Annotated in this window: 15 protein-coding genes; 9 read left to right on the forward strand and 6 right to left on the reverse strand. The window is 34.8% G+C overall.

The window, feature by feature from the left end; genetic code table 11:
• Window positions 1–7 precede the first annotated feature (7 nt).
• From LG45_RS04635 to LG45_RS04645, 3 genes are all read left to right on the forward strand, one after another.
• Window positions 8–1,546: an SGNH/GDSL hydrolase family protein gene (locus LG45_RS04635; protein WP_035124872.1), complete on the forward strand. Its 1,539-nt coding sequence runs from the start codon at window positions 8–10 to the stop codon at window positions 1,544–1,546.
• Between the two features lie 228 nt (window positions 1,547–1,774).
• Window positions 1,775–3,286: a F0F1 ATP synthase subunit beta gene (gene atpD, locus LG45_RS04640; protein WP_035124873.1), complete on the forward strand. Its 1,512-nt coding sequence runs from the start codon at window positions 1,775–1,777 to the stop codon at window positions 3,284–3,286.
• Between the two features lie 76 nt (window positions 3,287–3,362).
• Window positions 3,363–3,644, forward strand: a complete 282-nt coding sequence (locus tag LG45_RS04645; protein ID WP_035124875.1) for a F0F1 ATP synthase subunit delta/epsilon — start codon at window positions 3,363–3,365, stop codon at window positions 3,642–3,644.
• 225 nt (window positions 3,645–3,869) lie between these two features.
• Here LG45_RS04645 and LG45_RS04650 read toward each other — a convergent pair whose 3' ends face one another.
• Together LG45_RS04650 and LG45_RS04655 are read right to left on the reverse strand one after the other, a co-directional pair.
• Window positions 3,870–4,076 carry a helix-turn-helix domain-containing protein gene (locus LG45_RS04650; RefSeq protein ID WP_035124877.1) on the reverse strand — a complete coding sequence of 69 codons (207 nt, stop codon included), beginning with the start codon at window positions 4,074–4,076 and terminating at the stop codon, window positions 3,870–3,872.
• Between the two features lie 4 nt (window positions 4,077–4,080).
• Entirely contained in the window at window positions 4,081–4,593 is a 513-nt protein-coding gene (locus LG45_RS04655) for a DUF2975 domain-containing protein (RefSeq protein WP_035124878.1), read from the reverse strand.
• Between the two features lie 122 nt (window positions 4,594–4,715).
• On the opposite strand from LG45_RS04655, the gene LG45_RS04660 reads away from it, so the two are divergent.
• From LG45_RS04660 to LG45_RS04680, 5 genes are all read left to right on the forward strand, one after another.
• The gene (locus LG45_RS04660) at window positions 4,716–5,873 is read left to right on the forward strand and encodes an aminotransferase class I/II-fold pyridoxal phosphate-dependent enzyme (protein WP_035124880.1); all 1,158 of its coding nucleotides are present in this window, start codon (window positions 4,716–4,718) and stop codon (window positions 5,871–5,873) included.
• A 179-nt stretch (window positions 5,874–6,052) separates the two neighbouring features.
• Window positions 6,053–6,670, forward strand: a complete 618-nt coding sequence (gene bioD / locus LG45_RS04665) for a dethiobiotin synthase (RefSeq protein WP_035124881.1) — start codon at window positions 6,053–6,055, stop codon at window positions 6,668–6,670.
• 6 nt (window positions 6,671–6,676) lie between these two features.
• The gene (locus LG45_RS04670) at window positions 6,677–7,132 is read left to right on the forward strand and encodes a GNAT family N-acetyltransferase (protein ID WP_035124883.1); all 456 of its coding nucleotides are present in this window, start codon (window positions 6,677–6,679) and stop codon (window positions 7,130–7,132) included.
• Between the two features lie 69 nt (window positions 7,133–7,201).
• Window positions 7,202–8,473, forward strand: a complete 1,272-nt coding sequence (gene bioA, locus LG45_RS04675) for an adenosylmethionine--8-amino-7-oxononanoate transaminase (RefSeq protein WP_035124885.1) — start codon at window positions 7,202–7,204, stop codon at window positions 8,471–8,473.
• Between the two features lie 139 nt (window positions 8,474–8,612).
• Window positions 8,613–9,773 (forward strand): beta-ketoacyl synthase N-terminal-like domain-containing protein, encoded by a 1,161-nt coding sequence (locus LG45_RS04680; RefSeq protein WP_035125385.1) that lies wholly within the window; start codon window positions 8,613–8,615, stop codon window positions 9,771–9,773.
• Between the two features lie 90 nt (window positions 9,774–9,863).
• Here the strand turns inward: LG45_RS04680 and LG45_RS04685 are convergent, their stop codons facing one another.
• Window positions 9,864–10,394 carry a DUF1648 domain-containing protein gene (locus LG45_RS04685; protein ID WP_081932039.1) on the reverse strand — a complete coding sequence of 177 codons (531 nt, stop codon included), beginning with the start codon at window positions 10,392–10,394 and terminating at the stop codon, window positions 9,864–9,866.
• Between the two features lie 266 nt (window positions 10,395–10,660).
• Window positions 10,661–11,098, reverse strand: coding sequence for a regulatory protein RecX (locus LG45_RS04690; RefSeq protein WP_240471806.1), 438 nt, complete (start codon window positions 11,096–11,098; stop codon window positions 10,661–10,663).
• Window positions 11,099–11,269: 171 nt separating this feature from the next.
• On the opposite strand from LG45_RS04690, the gene LG45_RS04695 reads away from it, so the two are divergent.
• Window positions 11,270–16,177, forward strand: a complete 4,908-nt coding sequence (locus tag LG45_RS04695) for a choice-of-anchor D domain-containing protein (RefSeq protein WP_035124890.1) — start codon at window positions 11,270–11,272, stop codon at window positions 16,175–16,177.
• Between the two features lie 70 nt (window positions 16,178–16,247).
• On the opposite strand, the gene bioB is transcribed toward LG45_RS04695, so the two are convergent.
• A complete protein-coding gene (gene bioB / locus LG45_RS04700; protein WP_035124892.1) occupies window positions 16,248–17,333 on the reverse strand; it encodes a biotin synthase BioB in 1,086 nt (361 codons plus the stop codon).
• A gap of 84 nt (window positions 17,334–17,417) precedes the next feature.
• Window positions 17,418–17,876 (reverse strand): hypothetical protein, encoded by a 459-nt coding sequence (locus LG45_RS04705; RefSeq protein WP_035124894.1) that lies wholly within the window; start codon window positions 17,874–17,876, stop codon window positions 17,418–17,420.
• Between the last annotated feature and the right edge of the window lie 115 nt (window positions 17,877–17,991).

Genomic DNA, 17,991 nt, shown 5'->3' on the forward strand with positions numbered 1-17,991 from the left:
AAGTATTATGATAAAAAATATAAAATGGCTACTATTAGTTTCTTTAACTTTTGTAGCATGTAATAGTGATGATGATGTTACAACGGCACCAGATTCTACAGATGGTTTGCCTTTAACTTCTGGTTCAGCAGACTTTTCTAAATATGTTGCTTTGGGAGATTCATTTGCGGCAGGTTTTAGTGATAATGCATTGTTTATGGAAGGTCAAAAAGGTGCTTATCCAAATATAATAGCAAGTAGATTTGCTCTTGTAGGAGGAGGAGAATTTACAACTCCTTTTATGGCAGACAACATTGGAGGGCTTTTACTAGGCGGAACTCAAGTATCTGGACCAAGATTATATTTTAATGGAGTTACTCCAGCCCCAGTAGCTGGCCCACCAACTACAGAAATTACAAATCATTTAACAGGTAGTTTTAATAACATGGGTGTTCCAGGTGCTAAAAGTTTCCATTTGTTAGCGCCAGGATATGGAAATCCAGCTGGTGTAGCAATGGGAACTGCAAATCCTTATTTTGCGAGATTTGCTTCTAGTACAACTTCTACAGTATTAGAAGATGCAATTGCTCAAAACCCAACTTTCTTTTCATTGTGGATTGGAGGAAACGATGAGTTAGGATATGCAACTTCTGGTGGTGATCCAAGTGTTAATCCATTAACTCCAACTGCAACTTTTGACGGTGCTTACAATGCTTTAGTTTCTCAACTTGTAGCTGGCGGAAGAAAAGGAGTGGTTGCAAATTTGCCATACGTAACTACATTACCTTATTTTTACGTAATAAAATACAATCAACTAACTCAAGCTAATTTAACCGTTGCAGGTGCTAATCAAGTAAATACTTTAAACGCTCAACTATATGGTCCATTACATAATGCGTTGGCTTTTTTAGGTCAAGGTGATAGAATTAATCTTCTTTCTACAACAGGGAATAATCCAATGTTAATGATTGATGAAAATTTGCCAAATTTAGCTACTTCTTTAACTGCTGTACTAGTTGGTGGTGGTTTAGACGTTCCTACAGCTACAGCTTTAGGTCAAGTTTTTGGTCGTGCTAGACAAACATTACCAACAGATTTAATTTGTCTAAGTGCTTCAGCAAGAATAGGTCAAACTCCATCTGTAGCTGTTGACGGAGTTGCATCTCCATCTCCATTATTAAGTCAACTTGGAGTTACATTTCCTCTGCCAGACAGATATGTTTTATTGCCAAGTGAAGTTGATGAAATAAAAATCGCTACTGATGCATATAATCTTACAATTGAGAATGCTGCAACTGAAAACGGTTTGGCTTTTGTAGATGCAAAAACCATTATGGATCAATTAGGAAGTGCGTCTGGTATTTCTGCAAATGGTTTTAATTTGACATCAGCTTTTGTTACTGGTGGAGCTTTTTCTCTTGATGGAGTTCATCCAAGTCCAAGAGGTTATGCTTTAATTGCTAATAAATTCATCGAAGCAATAAATGCAAAATATGGTTCTAATTTAAAAGGTGTAGATTTAGGAAACTATAGAATACTTTTCCCACAAAATCCAGCTAATTTTTAATAGAAAAATTATTTATTCACAAAAAAACCATCTATGAAAATAGGTGGTTTTTTGCTTTTAGAATAGCTCATTATTGACATAATAGCTTCTAAATCAAAAAAAAATCAAAATTTGAATAAAAAAATAGCGTTTTATTGTTGATTTTCTATTTAGAAAATTTACCTTTGCACTCTGAAAAAAGACATCATTTTTTCATTTCTAAAACGCTATTAAATAAATACATAAGCAATGTCAAAAGCAATAGGAAAAGTTTCTCAAATCATCGGACCAGTAGTTGACGTAGTATTCAACAGTAAAGATGCTGAATTACCAAAAATTTACGATTCATTAGAAATCACTAAAAAAGATGGTACACTATTAGTACTTGAAGTGCAATCTCACATTGGTGAAGACACTGTTCGTACAATCTCAATGGATTCTACTGACGGTTTAAGTAGAGGTACAGATGTAGTTTCTACAGGAAATCCAATTCAAATGCCAATCGGTGCAGATGTTTACGGACGTCTTTTCAACGTAATTGGTGATGCAATTGATGGTTTAGGAAATTTACCAAAAACAGGAGAAAACGGAATGTCAATTCACCGTACTGCTCCAAGATTCGAAGATTTATCTACATCTTCTGAAGTTTTATTCACAGGTATCAAAGTAATCGACCTTATCGAGCCTTATTCTAAAGGTGGAAAAATTGGATTATTTGGTGGTGCTGGTGTTGGTAAAACAGTATTAATTCAGGAGTTAATTAACAATATCGCTAAAGGTCACGGTGGACTTTCTGTATTCGCAGGAGTAGGTGAAAGAACACGTGAAGGAAATGACTTACTTCGTGAGATGTTAGAGTCAGGAATTATTAAATATGGTGACGATTTCATGCACTCTATGGAAAATGGAGGATGGGATTTATCTAAAGTTGATAAGCCAGGAATGAGAGAGTCTAAAGCTACTTTCGTTTTTGGTCAAATGAATGAGCCACCAGGAGCAAGAGCTCGTGTTGCTTTATCAGGATTGTCTATCGCAGAATATTTCCGTGATGGTGCAGGTTCAGATCAAGGTAAAGACGTACTTTTCTTCGTTGATAATATCTTCCGTTTTACACAAGCAGGTTCAGAGGTTTCGGCTCTTTTAGGGCGTATGCCATCTGCGGTAGGTTACCAACCAACATTAGCAACAGAAATGGGTGCGATGCAAGAACGTATCACATCTACTAAAAAAGGATCTATTACATCTGTACAAGCGGTTTACGTTCCTGCGGATGACTTAACCGATCCAGCTCCAGCAACAACATTTGCTCACTTAGATGCAACAACTGTATTGTCTCGTAAAATTGCCGAGTTAGGTATTTATCCTGCGGTTGATCCATTGGATTCAACTTCAAGAATCTTAACACCACAAATTTTAGGAAACGAACACTACGATTGTGCTCAAAGAGTAAAAGAAATCCTTCAAAAATACAAACAACTTCAAGATATCATCGCGATTCTTGGTATGGAAGAATTATCTGAAGAAGATAAATTATCAGTATCAAGAGCTCGTAGAGTTCAAAGATTCTTATCTCAACCTTTCCACGTAGCTGAGCAGTTTACAGGTATTCCAGGAGTATTGGTTGACATTAAAGATACTATCAAAGGATTCAACATGATTATCGATGGAGAATTAGACCACTTGCCAGAAGCAGCTTTCAACCTTAAAGGAACAATTGAAGACGCTATCGAAGCAGGACAAAAAATGTTAGCAGAAGCATAATTTAGTGTTCAGTGTTCAGTCACAGTATTCAGTTACTAGCTATTCACTAATCACTATTCACTAATCACTAAGAAATATGATTTTAGAAATAGTATCACCAGAAGCTACATTATTTAAAGGCGAAGTAACTTCGGTAACTTTACCAGGTGTTGACGGTTCGTTCCAAATACTGAACAACCACGCACCAATAGTTTCTATTTTAAAACAAGGAACAGTAAAAATCGCTGCTACAAGTTTTAAATTCGAGAAAGAAGTAGTAGAAAAGTTTACGAAAATAAACGACCAAAACTACACTCTTGAAATTTCTTCAGGAACTATCGAAATGAAAGACAACAAAGTAATTGTTTTAGCCGACTAAGACAATTCAAAATAAAACTAAAAAGCCAAGCAGTAATGTTTGGCTTTTTCATTTCAGTTTTAGAAGCTAATCCAGCTATACGTTGCAAGATTTTGCCATAAAAACAATTTTTCTACGGCGCAAAAAGAGCTTCCGTTGGTCGCTTTTTTACACCAAGAAAAATAAGTTTTTATAACAAAATGCTTTCCACTTCTATCTGGGCTAAAATCAGTGATGATAAGACTATTATTCTTTTACAAATTCCATTATATCACCAGGTTGACATTCTAATATCTCGCAGATTAATTCCAAAGTAGAGAAGCGAATTCCTTTTGCTTTCCCTGTTTTTAATATAGAAATGTTAGCCGTAGTAATTCCAACATGTTCAGCCAATTCATTCGAACGCATCTTTCGTTTAGCTAACATTACATCTAAATTTATTATTATTGGCATAATCCTATATTATTAATTCACTTTCTTCTTTAATATTCATTGCAATCTTAAAAATCTCGCTAATTACCATGAAAAATAATCCAATACTTACAGAAATTAAGAACGAATCATAACTTCCAAAATCTATTGATAAACCCACATTATTTCTTTCTACCATGTTATATATAAAGACAGAAACGTTACTTATTATAGAAGAAATAACAATTAGCTTTCCAATTAAATTAAATAATTTGACAACTTCGGTTTTAAAAATTTCTCTCTTTTGAAATAATCCAACCACTTTTCGTAACAAATAAATACTATAAAGAAAAATTAATGCACTAACCACATTGATAAATACAATGATTTTGGTAAAAGCGTTTTGATTTGGAATTTCCTGACCTTTAATTTTTACTGCAATATCCATATCAGAACTAAATAAATAAAAGGGTAAAAAAATTACAATTCCAATCGCAGCAATTAAAGAAAAGATCCAGAATAAATCCAATATCGTTTTCAAAATGTTCAGTTTTCTCATGTTTTATGTTTTAAGATTCCTGACAAATATATAAAAATTATTGTAAAACAATAATAAATTATCAAAAAACAATTATTTATTAAAAATTTCTATTCCGTCAACTTTTTCTACATTTGTAAACTATGAAGAACTTCCCAAAATCATTATCTCAAAAATTGCAACAACGTGAGCAAAATAACGCCTTACGTAAATTACCAGTTTTTAATAATTTAATAGATTTTGCTTCCAATGACTACTTAGGTTTTGCGCGTTCGGAAGAGATTTTCAATCAAACGCACACTTATCTTTTAGAAAACGATATAAAAATTAACGGCGCAACTGGTTCACGATTAATTTCTGGAAACCACAACTTATACCAAATCACAGAAGATTTTATTGCCAATTTCCACCAATCAGAAACTGCTTTAATTTTCAATTCGGGTTATGATGCCAATGTCGGATTCTTCAGTTCGGTTCCGCAACGAAACGATATTATTCTTTATGATGAATTATGTCACGCGTCAATCCGCGACGGAATTCAAATGAGCAACGCGAAATCGTATAAATTTCAGCACAATGATTTTGAACAGTTAGAAAAAATAATTTGTAAGCAACTCGAAACCCGAAACCCGCAACTCGAAACTTTTTACATTGTCACAGAATCGGTCTTCTCAATGGATGGCGATTCACCAAATCTTGAAGAATTATCTATTCTTTGCGAAAAATACAATTGCCATTTAGTGGTTGACGAAGCGCACGCATTAGGAGTTTTTGGTGATTTCGGACAAGGATTAGTGCAAAGTCAAGCATTGCAAAATAAAATCTTCGCAACAATCATGACTTTCGGGAAAGGATTGGGTTGCCACGGCGCAGCAATTTTAGGAAATCAAGAATTAAAAAACTATCTAGTAAATTTTGCACGAAGTTTCATCTACACAACCGGACTTTCACCGCATTCAGTTGCTACAATTTTAATCGCCTATCAACATTTAGAAGCTGAAAGAGAAGCTATTCAAAATCTTAGAAATAACATCCAATTCTTCAATCAAGAGAAATTGCAAATGGGTTTAAAGCCTCTTTTTGTGTACAGTAAATCGGCCATTCAATGCGCCATAATTCCAGGAAACGAAAAAGTAAAATCAATTGCACATCAATTGCAAGAAAACGGATTTGATGTAAAAGCTATCCTTTCGCCAACCGTTCCCGAAGGTCAAGAGCGATTGCGTTTCTGTCTTCATTCCTATAATTCTGAAAAAGAAATCTCGGAAGTTTTAAACTTGTTGGCTACCTTTGTTTTTTGATTGTTTCGCGAAGATTCACAAAGTTTTTTCACGAAGATTCTCAAAGTCTTTATGCAGATTTTCAATAAGTTTAGCGTATCTTCTTTTTTCTTTGTGAATCTTTGCGAAATTTTACTTAACGTTAACAGCAATTTTGTTTTTGTTTGAATTCTTTGCGAACTTTGCGGTAAAATAATACTATGAAACTATTCATCACAGGAATCGGCACCGATGTAGGCAAAACCATAACATCTGCCATTATAACCCAAGCATTAGAAGCCGATTATTGGAAACCAGTTCAAGCAGGCGATTTAGACAATTCTGATAGTCATAAAATTCAACGCTATATTTCTAACGATAAAACCGTTATTCACGAAAACAGCTATAAACTAAACACACCAGCAAGTCCGCATTTAGCTGCAAAACTTGACGGAATCACCATCGATTTAAAACGAATCATCGAACCAAAAACTAAAAATTATCTTGTAATTGAAGGCGCAGGCGGATTATTAGTTCCATTAAACGACAACGATTCAATTATCGATTTAATTAAAGAGGATTATAAAATAATTCTAGTTTCACGTCATTATCTCGGAAGTATCAACCACACTTTATTGTCATTTGAAATTTTAAAAAGTCGAAATTTAGAAGTTGCTGGCATCATTTTTTCTGGAGATGAAAACCAAGCTTCCGAAGAAATTATCCTCAATAAAACCAAAGCTAAATTCATAGGACGAATCGATGACGAACCTTATTTCGACCAAAATGTGATTCAATATTACGCCGATTTGTTTCGAGAAAATCTTCTAGCATTGTAGCATTTAATGAGAATAGAAAAAGCAAATAGCGACGACCATAAAATTCTAACAGAAATCACTAAAAAATCTAAAGCATTTTGGGGATATTCTGAGGAACAAATGGCTCAATGGGAAGATGTTCTCACAATTACCAAAGAATATATCCAAACTAATTTTGCGTATAAACTGATAAAAGAAAATCAAGTAATTGGTTATTATTCTTATTTCAATACAGAAACATATATAGTAAAACTAGACAACTTATTTTTACTTCCAGAGCATATTGGAAAAGGATTTGGAAACTATTTAATGGATGATTTTTTAAATCGAATAAAAGAAAATCGGGATATTAAAATAGTAACACTTGACGCAGATCCAAACGCTGAAAAATTCTATCAAAAGTTTGGATTCACAACTATCGGACAACTTGAAACTTCAATCAAAAATAGATTTCTGCCCATCATGGAACTGAAATTAATCTAATGAAATTTATATAACCTTTGTGAAACTCTGTGCCTTTCTCTGCGTATCTTTGTGTTATAATTTTACGGCATGAATTTATCTGAAAGAGACAAAAAACACAACTGGCATCCTTACACACAACATAAAACTGCGCAAGATTTTCCTGCAATTGTAAAAGGAAAAGACGCACTTCTTTGGGACGAAAACGGAAAAGAATACATCGATGCCATCGCATCTTGGTGGGTCAATCCATACGGACATTCCAACACAATTATTGCCGATGCTATTTACAAACAACTCACCACTTTAGAACACGTTTTGTTTGGCGGATTCACACACGATAAAGCCGTAGAATTATCAGAGAAATTGATGGAAATTCTACCATCCAATCAGCAGAAAATCTTCTATTCCGATAATGGTTCGACAGCTGTTGAAATTGCTATAAAATCGGCTTTGCAATACAATTACAATAAAGGAATTAAAAAAACCAAAGTCATCGCTTTCGAAGACGCTTTTCACGGCGACACCTTTGGAGCAATGGCTGCTAGCGGAATATCCTTTTTTACAGAAGCCTTCAAAGGATCACTTTTAGAAGTTGTTCGCATTCCGGTTCCAACCTTTGGCAACGAAGAGAAAGCACTTCAAGTATTAGAAAATCTTGTAAAAACTAACGATTTTGCTGCATTTATTTTCGAACCATTAGTCCTTGGGGCAGCAGGAATGGTGATGTACCAACCTGAAGTTTTAGACAAAATGATTGCCATTTGCAACCAAAATAATGTCTTCACAATTGCCGACGAAGTCATGACTGGTTTTGGCAAAACAGGTAAAACATTCGCCACAGATTATTTAGAAAACAAACCCGACATGATGTGCCTATCCAAAGCACTAACTGGAGGAACAATTCCAATGGCAATCACCACATTCACCCAAGAAATCTTCGACGGATTTTATGACGACGATACTAATAAAGCCTTGTTTCACGGACACACTTTTACCGCAAATCCTACAGGTTGCGCCGCAGCTTTGGCAAGTATCGATTTGTTGCACACCAACGAAATGCAAGACAATATCCAGCGAGTTCATCAATCGCATTTGACATTTGAAACTAAGATAAAAAACCATCCAAAAGTAAAAACTACGCGCGTTCTCGGAGTGATATTTGCATTAGAAGTAAAAACTGACACCGCCGAAAGCTATTACGGTACCATGCGCACCAAACTCTACAATTTCTTCATAGAAAACGGCGTAATTTTACGACCAGTAGGAAACATAATTTACATTTTACCGCCTTACATCATCACCGAAAATCAGTTGCAAAAAGTCTATCAAACTATCGAAAATGCTCTAGAAATAGTTTAATTTTGTAGCGAATCGCTTGGGCTTTATCAGCAATCCATTTTCCTGCCGCAGGAACTCGCTTTGCCATTTTTTAAAGAAAAAAATGCCAAGAGCTCAAACAATTCCAGCGTCAGGGCTAAACGATAAACTATTAGAACTTTTGAAAACTAAAATCGCCATAACATCATTAGCATCCATTTCTCCTTTAGGAAAAAATCCTGATGCTATTTGGCACAATTATCTTTCTAATAAATCCCTAATTTCAACCAAAGAATTCAACGGAAGCACTCAATTTGTAGCCACAATTCCAAAAGAAATCAGACAAGAAATTGAAGATTTAAGAAAAAGTGAAATTAAATACAAAGCCTTAGACGAAACGGTTTTACTTTCTATATTAGTTTCGCGTCAAGCCATAAAAAATGCAGGTTGGAAAAATGGCGACGACTTCGGAATCAACATTGGTTCGTCTCGTGGTGCCACACAATTATTTGAAAAACACCACCAAGAATTTCTTGAAACCGGTAAAACGGCAACTTTAGCATCACCAACCACAACTCTAGGAAACATTTCGTCGTGGGTAGCGCACGATTTAAAAAATAACGGACCCGAAATTTCGCATTCTATAACTTGTTCAACGGCTTTGCATGCCGTTTTGAATGCCGTCGCATGGTTGCAATCGGGAATGGCAACAAAGTTTCTAGTTGGCGGAAGTGAAGCACCATTAACCGCTTTCACAATTGCTCAAATGAATGCTTTGAAAATATATTCTAAAGAAGAATCTGAGTTTCCGTGCAGAGCTTTCGATTTTACCAAAACCAAAAATTCTATGGTTCTTGGTGAAGGTGCATCGGTGGCTTGTTTAGAAATTGGAGAAAACCTAAACGCATTGGCTTATATAGAAGGAATTGGTTATGCCACAGACGATATTGAACACAACATTTCGATATCTGACGAAGCCAATTGTTTTCAGAAATCAATGAAAATGGCGTTGCAAAACACCAATCTTGAAGATGTTGACGCCATAGTGATGCACATGCCAGGAACTTTAAAAGGCGACACATCCGAGTATAAAGCAATCGTAAAAACATTTGGCGAAAGCCATCCCATGCTTACAACTAATAAATGGAAAGTAGGCCACACTTTTGGCGCATCTGGAATGTTGAATATGGAATTGGCTATCTTAATGATGCAACACAATCACTTCATCGAAGTGCCATTTGCTGAAAAGCAAACCATTAGAAAAGACATCAAAAAAGTGCTAATAAACGCGGTAGGTTTTGGCGGAAATGCAGTAAGTATTTTAGTATCTAAAGAATTTTAAACTTCAAAATTCAATTTCAAAATTCAATTTCAAAATTCAATTTCAAATTCCGTAAATTTAAATTGAAAATTGAAAACTGAAAACTGAAAACTACTTTCTAATCTCTTTATTACTAAACGATTTGTACACAGAAAAAACTATTGGTATAAAAATCAATGCAATAGTAAACGGTAAAAACCATTTGCCCAATCCATCAGAATTACCTTTGGAAGTTGCAATGGTTTTGTAGTCAATTAGTATAAAAAGAAGTAGTAACGCTAATTTCATAAACCGAAGGAGTTTAGTTGAATTGGTGTATTGTTCAATAGCATTTTCTTCGGTAATTTCAACGGTATAATTAAAGGTTTCAGGTTTTTTAATTATAAATGTTAGAAATACAAAAAGTACTGTTCCTAAAACCGGCAAAAAGAAAATAGTAGCTTTTGGTCCGTAACCATCAACTTCACCCATGCTATTGTAGTGCGTTGGAATAGTTTCGGGCAAAGTAGTGAAAGCGAAAGCGTTCATGAGCCAGAAAGCAATCAAAGCAACATAACTAGTTACCTCAATTATTTTATCGAATGGAGAAAGAACAACTTTAGGAACAGGAACATTATTCATGATATTATTTATTAGAGCCATTATACACCGCTAAAAAAGTTGCCAATTAATACAATAACATTGCGTCTTACTACTTTAGCCTTACAACTTACCACTTTAGTCTTAATTATTACTATTTTAGCCTTATCTATTACTACTTTGTGTACTGTGATTACTACTTTAGTCTTATCAATTACTACTTTAGCCTTATCAATTACTACTTTTAGTACTGCGATTACTATAAAAGGTCAAATCAGTTCAAATTTATTGATTAATACACATTAAATGAAAATCACATTTCGTAAACTTTACAGAATACTATTCTCCAATTCTTTCACTTTTTCATAAATCCAGTCGCTTTCCCAACCTTTACGAAGTAAATAATCGCAGAATTTCTTGCGTTTTTTTAGTGCATTTTTTTCGGTTATGGTTTCCCAATGTTTTTCCGAAATGGTATCGAAAGTGGTTTGATATTCATCAGATGGGATTTCCTTGATAGCTTTTGTTATTAGAAAGTCAGATATCTTTCGTGCTTTGAGTTCGTTTTTAATTCGAATTTTTCCCCAATGTTTTTGATGGAATTTACTTATAGAAAAAACAGATGCAAATCGTTCTTCGTTCAGATAATTATTCTCAATTAAATGCACGATAATCACATCTATTTCATTACTAGATAAATAAAATGAACGCAATTTTTCTTGCACTTCGGTATGGCAGCGTTCTTGGTAGGCGCAATAGTATTCCAATTTTTGTAGAACTTGCTCTACAGAGTTTGTAGTATTTGGCTTAAGATTCAATTAAAAGTGATAAAAGTTAATAATTTATTAATGCAAAGATATTGAAAATGTGGTAATTAGAACTAATTTTGTAGTCCCAAGTCGCATTAAAATATTTACAAATATAAACCCCTTATACACATGAAAGTAAAACTACTTTTGTTAGCTCTATTTGTGAGCTTTTTTTCGTCTGGACAAATTATTTCTTGGAATTTTACTTCAGGAAACACACCAAATGTTAACTTACCTGGCGGAACGACGGCATTATCTTTTAATACTGGCGGAGTGATTGGCACTTCTGGTTGTTCAGGTAATGGTTATTCTTCAAATAACTGGACTGTTAATGAGTATTTACAAATTGTTGCACCAACAAATGGATACAATATTACTACAATGACTTTTAACATAGCCTCATCGGGAACTGGACCTAGAAATTTTAAGTTTCAATACAGTTCAACTGGAACAGGTGGTACTTTTACTGATTTAGGCACCACTTTTATTAGCCCAAATGGCACTCCATGTTCAGCTATTTCAGGCGATTTCACTGCTATTAACGCTTTAGACAATAATGCAAATACCGTAATACGATTAGTGTTTACAGGAGGAGAGGCAGATGGTGCTCCTGCAACTGGTAATCCTGCTAGTGGAGGAACATTTAGAATTGATGATTTAGTAATTAATGGTTCGGCAACAACTTCAACGCCAACACTAACCGTTTCAGAAACAGCACTAACTGCTATGGATTATGTTTTTGGCAGTGGTCCTTCTACTCCTGCAAAAACGTTTACGGTGGCAGGAAGTAATTTAGCTCCTTCAAACTCTGGAAACCGTTTTGTTTTTATTGAACCAGTAGGGACAGACTTCGAGTTTTCCTTAGATAATAGTACTTTTTACGCAGCAGGAGAGGTTATTCCTTTCCCAACAGGAGATGGTTTTTTAGCAACCACAGTTTATGTTAGACTAAAAGCAGGTTTAGCCGTAGGTACTTATACTGATGCTACTACAATAACCTATTATAATGCACCGACAGCAGATTTGGTTAGAAATATTGCTTTATCTGGTGCGGTTACTGCTGCTGCTGCAACGGTTACTACAACCGCTATCACAGGCAGTCCGTTTTGTGTAACTGCAACAACAGGAGCTTCGGTTTCAGTACCATTTACAAGTACAGGTACATTTACAGGGAATACCTATACTGCACAACTATCTAGTGCGACGGGTAGTTTTGCTTCACCTACAAATATTGGGACTTGGGTTAGTAATGCTAACTCAGGTACTATTTCGGCAACCATTCCTGTAAACACAGCAACAGGAACGGCTTATAGAATTAGAGTTATAGCAAGTAATCCAAGTACTATAGGTGGTAATAATGGCACTAATCTTATTATAAATTTAGCAAGTAATAGCATTGCCCCAGCGGCAAATCAAACCATTCCTATTGGAGTAAACGGAAATTCATTATCCGTTACCGAAACTTCAACACCAACATCAAGAGTTTGGAAATATGGTACAACCATAGGCTCATATACTACAACAACGGCTTCTACAGGATTAACGTATGTGCCAAATTTTGCAACCGCTGGCACTTATTATGTGGTTTGCGAAAGCACTTTTGCTTGTGGTACGCTTACAAGTAATTATGTTACCATAACTGTAAACACTCCAGTTATTACTGTTACTGGCACACCAACATTATTTACTTACGCACAAGGACAAGGACCATCGGCATATCAAACCTTAAATGTTTCAGGAACAAGTTTAACAGATAATATCACTATTACGGTACCAACTGCCAATTGGGAATTGTCAACTAATATTGCTTTTTCAAGCCCAACGGCTACAATTACTTTAACTAAAAATGCAACTACTCATGTAGTATCTTCAACCTCTGTATATGTTCGATTAAAAGCAGGATTATTAGAAGGTTTTTACGAAATTCCTACCGATACTGATTTTGTAGCAACATCAACAAATGCGGTTACAAGAACTGCCGATTTAGACGGACAAGTAACAGCGCCTGTACCCTTTATAAATGTAGAAGGAAATATAGGTTCTTTTCCAGATATTACACCAGTTACCAATACGCCTTTGTCATTAGACAATACATTATTTGCACAGCAAACAATTGGAGCTTCACAAACCAAATCGTTTAGAATTCAGAATTTAGGAGGTTTACCTTTAACCATTTCTTCGGTTGCAATTGTAGGAGCAAATCCTTTAGATTTTACAGTAAGCACACCGCCACCAAGCACTATTGCTGCTGGAGCAACAGTTACATTTGATGTAACTTTTTCTCCTACTTCATTTGGCGTAAGAAATGCAATAGTAAGAATTGCAAATAACAGCAGCAACATAACACCAAATTTCGATTTTAATGTACAAGGTACTGGTAACAACCCGGAGATTGCCGTAACAGGTGGTGGTAATGCAATACCAAGTGGAAATACAGCAACTAGCGCTTCTAATAACACTTATTTGGGTAATGCTAATGGTAATCCTACAAACCCAACTACAATTTCTCAAAATTTTGTAATTAGTAATTCGGGAAATGCTGCATTAAATATTACAGCAATTACTATAACAGGTGTCGATGCCTCACAATTTAGCGTATCGCCGACCACATCAACTATTGCAGCAGGAGCTACAGGAAACATAACAGTTACCTTTGCGCCAACTTCAATAGGTGTAAAAAATGCCACAATTAACATTGCAAACAATGATTTAACCGACAGCGAAAACCCATATACTTTTGCTGTGCAAGGAAATGCAGAAAGTTATGTCGCGTGTGCGCCAAGTGGTGATCAAATACTTACAATACAAAATTTTGATGGTATAACACCTGTTTGGGGTTATACGGTTGGAGCTTTAACATTCTATGATTTTGGAGGAACATCGTCTGATGGTTTTTGGGGTCTTACAACGAGTACTGGTGGTAAATCTTTAGCAAGTAATATTAACTATACTCCAATAACAAATAATTTTTTGTTTCTACAAGATTTACAGTGTGAAAGCGGAGATGGTTGTGCAAATACTACAGGTACTGGTATATTGACTTTTGATGCGGTTGATATTTCAGGAAAACAAAATGTTAGGCTTTCTTTTGATTATGATATTTATCAATTTGATACTGGGGATGGTGCTTTTTATGAATTATTTTATGATAATGTCTCACAAGGAGAAGTTCAGTTTATAACTGGAGCAGGTGATTTAACAACCGAAGGTACCATTAACATAAGTATTCCGAGTACAGTAAATAGTTTTCATTTTGTATTAAAAATCCAGCAAAATGGTAGTGACGCTGCTGGCTTTGATAATTTTAAGATACTATATTCTCAATTGGCAGAAAAAATATGGAACGGAACTGCTTGGTCAGGTGATGGTTTGCCGCCAACTTCATCACAAAAAGCTATTATTGATGGACCTTATATTACAGGAACCAATGGTAGTTTTAATTGTTGTAGTTTGACAGTAAATTCTGGGGTTGGAAGAACCTTAACAATTTCTTCAGGATTTCCTGTTATTGTTCAAAATAATGTTATAAATGACGGAATAATAGATATTTTGAACAACGGTCAATTAATACAAGTAAACGAAACCGACAACAATAGTGGTACCTACAACAGCACCTCTTTTAAAGTGGAACGCATTGCGTTAGTTAATGCGCAAGATTATGTGTATTGGTCATCGCCAGTATTCGGTTTTAATGTGGGTTCAATCCCAACGCAACAAAGGTATTTCTGGAATCCTGTTTTTGATAATAATAATGGAACTTTTGGTAATTGGAATAGTGCCACAGGAGCCAATTCAACTATGTTGACAGGAAAAGGTTTTATAGTGAATGCAGGAAGTGCGTATCCAGAACACGGTAATTTAATTTTACCTCCAGGTCAATTGACAGCGAACTTTTTTGGAAAACCAAACAACGGAACTATTCAACCTACAATTGAAAGAGGTAACTTGTCTGGTTCAATTGATGATAATTGGAATTTAATTGGAAATCCTTATCCATCGGCAATTGATGCAGTCGAATTTTTATTAGCTAATCAAACCAAAATTGATGGAGCAGTTTGGTTGTGGACACATGGTCAATCACCAACAAGTACTGTAGATCCTTTTTATTATGATTTTACTTACAACTATTACGCAACAGATTATGTTAAGTATAATATTTTGGGTTCTAGTGATCCAGATGTGTTTAGTGGAAAAATTGCTTCTGGTCAAGGATTTATGGTGAGTATGTTGAACGCAGCATCACTTCCTAATACGGTTACCTTTACAAATTCTATGCGTTTAGATAACTCTCAATTACCTTATAATAACTCCGACTTTTATAAAAGTGCAACAAGTAATACATCAGTTGAAGTAGCAGAAGAAAAGCACAGAATTTGGTTAGATATAATCAATACTACATCTGGACAGAAAGATAGGGCTTTATTAGGTTATTCGTCAAATTCAACTCTAGCAAGAGATCACTTTTACGACTGTGTTTTTGTTCCAAGAACTGAAGTTGCTTTTTATTCTTTAATTGGTGTTGATGGATTTGTAATTCAAGGTCGTCCATTGCCATTTCTTGATAGTGATTTAGTTCCTATGGGAGTGAAAATTGTAAATGCAGGAAGTCATAAAATTGCCATTAAAAAAGTAGATGGTTTATTTGAAGGCAATCAAGGGATTTATCTAGAAGATACGGTATTAGGTATTGTTCATGATCTAAAAGCTGCGCCATATACGTTTACTTCAGAAGTTGGTGTGTTTAATAGTAGATTTATTGTGAGATATACGCCATCGGCTTTATCAAATGATGATTTTGATTCACTTGATAACAATGTTGTTGTTTCTACACAAAATACGGCTGTTTCAATAAAATCTGCTAACGAATTAATGTCTTCAGCAATTGTTTATGATATTTTAGGAAGAGAACTAGCAAGAAAGAACAACATAAATGCTAATGACATTACTTTCTTAAATTTATCTGCTTTAAACCAAGCATTGATTGTTAAAATCACTTTAGAAAACGGTCAAGTCGTAACTAGAAAAATCATCTTATAATTATACATTAATTCAAATAAAAAAGTCCCAATCTTTATTAGAATGGGACTTTTTTTATGTTATTGAAGTTTTATTTTCCTTTGCCAGAAGCTTCTAGATTTCTTTCAATTTTATGTTCTGGGCGAGTCCATTTTGGTTTTTCTCCAAGCGAGTGAAATTGAGAATCTTCAGCTTCAACTGTTGTTGGTTGCATTAATTTTATGAAAGGTTTTTGTGGTTTTAAACCTAACAATTCAAACATTTTCATGTCATCTTCTACATCTGGATTAGGAGTTGTAAGTAATTTATCTCCAGCAAAAATAGAATTTGCGCCAGCAAAGAAACACATAGCTTGACCTTCGCGAGACATATTAGTTCTTCCCGCAGAAAGACGAACTTGAGTTTCGGGCATCACAATTCTAGTGGTTGCAACCATACGAATCATTTCCCAAATTTCTACTGGTTTTTCTTCCTCCATCGGCGTTCCTTCAACCGCTACAAGAGCGTTAATTGGCACCGATTCTGGTTGCGGATTTAGGGTAGAAAGTGCCACTAACATTCCAGCTCTATCTTCAATACTTTCTCCCATACCAATAATTCCACCACTACAAACAGTTACATTTGTTTTACGGACATTATCAATAGTTTGTAATCTATCTTCAAATCCTCGTGTAGAAATCACTTCTTTATAATATTCTTCTGATGTGTCTAGGTTGTGATTGTAAGCATATAGACCGGCTTCCGCTAATCGGTGTGCTTGGTTTTCTGTTAACATTCCCAATGTGCAACATACTTCCATGTCCAGTTTATTAATGGTTCTTACCATTTCTAAAACTTGGTCAAATTCTGGTCCGTCTTTAACGTTTCTCCAAGCTGCACCCATACAAACTCTCGATGATCCGCCCGATTTTGCTCTTAATGCTTGTGCTTTTACTTGTGAAACACTCATCAAGTCGTTACCTTCAACACCAGTATGATATCGAGCTGCTTGCGGACAATAGCCGCAATCTTCTGGACATCCGCCTGTTTTTATAGAAAGTAATGTTGATACCTGAACTACATTTGGATCATGTTGTTCTCTATGAATTGATGCCGCTTCATACAATAAATCCATTAATGGTTTGTTGTATATTGCTATAATTTCTTCTTTTGTCCAATTGTGTTTTGTGATGCTCATAAGTGTATTTTATGTTGCATCAAAAGTAGTCAAATTGTTTTGAAGTAAAAAATGAATTTATAAATGGTTGCTATCTTCAAAAAGTTAAAGCGTCACTTCTACGTCATCTTTAAATACATCTTTTGTTCTCCAATATTGCATATTTATAAAGGCAACAATTAATACCGATGCTATTCCTTCAATAAAAAGTCCAAAACTGTACTCTGCAATAGATGGTTCACCGCCAAACAAAAATGCTTCCGATAATTGGTTCATATATTGTTCTCCTCCGCGAATTTTTAAATAAGAAACCAATCCGATGATTCCTAATCCAATTCCGATAAAACCGGTTAAAGCTGAAGAAATTAGGTTGGGTAAATAACCTAGTTTACCATTTTTTAAATTCGTTTTTATGGTAAGATTCAATCCATAGATAACGATGAAAACATTTAGTATTCTTAAAAAATAAAGTTTAGACAAACCTAATGCTTCCATTAAGAGAAAGTAGATTCCGATTCCTAAAAATATTAAAATTCCGTATTTAAATTCTGTAGATAATTTCATAATTTTAAATTTTTAAGTTATTTACTAATAAAGACTTAATCAAATTTATGAAATATTAAATACAATAGCCAACTTTTAACACAATCTATATGAATGTTTAACTTTGGGATAATCT

Origin of the sequence: Flavobacterium aquatile LMG 4008 = ATCC 11947, from assembly GCF_000757385.1 — a bacterium.
GTDB classification, from domain to species: domain Bacteria; phylum Bacteroidota; class Bacteroidia; order Flavobacteriales; family Flavobacteriaceae; genus Flavobacterium; species Flavobacterium aquatile.